The sequence below is a fragment of the Pseudomonas sp. HMWF006 genome (assembly GCF_003061205.1).
Classification (GTDB): Bacteria; Pseudomonadota; Gammaproteobacteria; order Pseudomonadales; family Pseudomonadaceae; genus Aquipseudomonas; species Aquipseudomonas monsensis.
Genome location: NZ_QAIU01000008.1, coordinates 1 through 1,561, shown reverse-complemented (window position 1 = coordinate 1,561; position 1,561 = coordinate 1). Strand labels below are relative to the sequence as shown.

Genomic DNA, 1,561 nt, shown 5'->3' with positions numbered 1-1,561 from the left:
ATATAGGCCAGCGTGATCCCCAACCCGATCATCGCCCAGCCGCCCGCGCCCCACGTCCACTCACTCAACAACCCCAGCACACTCATCACTGCACATCCCCCATAAGCCTGAGATGACTTTAGCCAGCGCCAGGCGTTGCGACTAATATGTTCAAAGCCGCTTACTCATCTCGAAAAGGCATACCTCGTGCTCTCGACCCGTCAACTGCGCTACTTCGTGGAAATTGCCGAATGCGGCAGTTTCAGTGCGGCCGCTGAACGTCTGTTTATCGCGCAATCGGCGCTGAGCCGGCAGATCAAGGACATGGAAACCCGCCTGCAAACGCCGCTGTTCGAGCGCACCGCGCGCCAGCCACGGCTCACGGCGGCAGGTGAGGCATTGTTGCCGCGAGCCAGAAACCTGCTCAATGAACTGAGCAAAGCCTGCGCGATGACAACCGAAGTCGGCACCGGCCAGCGGGGCACGTTGCGCCTGAGTCACTCGAGCACCGTGTCGATCAGCGGACATTTATTACGTCGGATCAGCACTTATCTCGATCAGCAGCCCGGCGTATCGCTGGACCTCGGCAAGCTGTCCTCCGAGGCGCAGCTTGAAGAGCTGGCTGAAGGACGTCTCGACGTTGGCCTGCTGCGCCTGCCGGTATTGCGTCAGCGTGAAGGGATTCAGGTGGCGCCGGTATTCACCGAACGCCTGCTGCTGGCGGTGCCGAACGATCATCGCCTGGCCGATTCGGCCTCTGTCGAACTGGTGCAACTGCGAGACGAGGCGTTCATCTCGATCCCTCATCCCCAGCGCGGCGGGCTCAGCTATCTGTGTGCCGACCTGTGCATGCGCCAGGGCTTTTTCCCCAAAGCGGCGCGGGTGATGTCGCGCAAGACCACTCAGCTGCAATTGATCCAGGCCGGATTCGGCATCGCCCTGCTGCCTGAGTCCATGCAGGAGATCGCGCCGCCCGGCGTACGATTTCTCCCGTTGACTGATGCCGATTGCCAAAGCACCGTCGCCCTCGCCTATCGCCAAAATCCCACCCCGCTGATCCACCACTTCATCCAGGCTTTCAGCAATCCCCCATGTGGGAGCGAGCCTGCTCGCGAATGCGGACTGTCAGCCACTGAAGATGTCGAAGGATAAGACGCTTGCGCGAGCAGGCTCGCTCCCACAATTGGATTTGTGGTGATTCATGGAGATTGATCAGCAAATGCCTTTAAACTGCGCCCCATGATTAAAGATCCCTTTTCAAGGCTCGGCCTTGACCGCGAAGTCCTGACCGTCAGCCAGCTCAACGGCCGCGCGCGGGTGTTGCTCGAAGACGTGTTCAGCAACATCTGGGTCGAAGGCGAAATCTCCAACCTCGCCCGCCCGGCGTCCGGCCATGTGTATTTCACCCTCAAGGACAGCGGCGCGCAGGTGCGTTGCGCGCTGTTCCGGCAGAACGCGGCGCGGGTGCGCCAGGCGCTGAAGGACGGCCTGGCCGTGAAGGTACGCGGCAAGGTTTCGCTGTTCGAAGGCCGCGGCGACTATCAACTGATTCTCGACACCGTCGAACCGGCCGGTGATGGCG

General features: G+C 61.1%; 2 protein-coding genes and 1 pseudogene. 2 read left to right on the top strand and 1 reads right to left on the bottom strand.

Going from position 1 to position 1,561, the window contains the following annotated elements:
* Positions 1-86, bottom strand: a pseudogene (locus DBR24_RS34700) (sulfite exporter TauE/SafE family protein); the annotation flags it as partial.
* Between the two features lie 100 nt (positions 87-186).
* Between DBR24_RS34700 and DBR24_RS00190 the strand changes: the two are divergent.
* Entirely contained in the window at positions 187-1,131 is a 945-nt protein-coding gene (locus DBR24_RS00190) for a LysR family transcriptional regulator (protein WP_128613532.1), read from the top strand.
* Positions 1,132-1,218: 87 nt separating this feature from the next.
* Positions 1,219-1,561 (top strand): exodeoxyribonuclease VII large subunit (locus tag DBR24_RS00185; protein WP_158277008.1); only part of this gene is annotated, 343 nt, incomplete at its 3' end.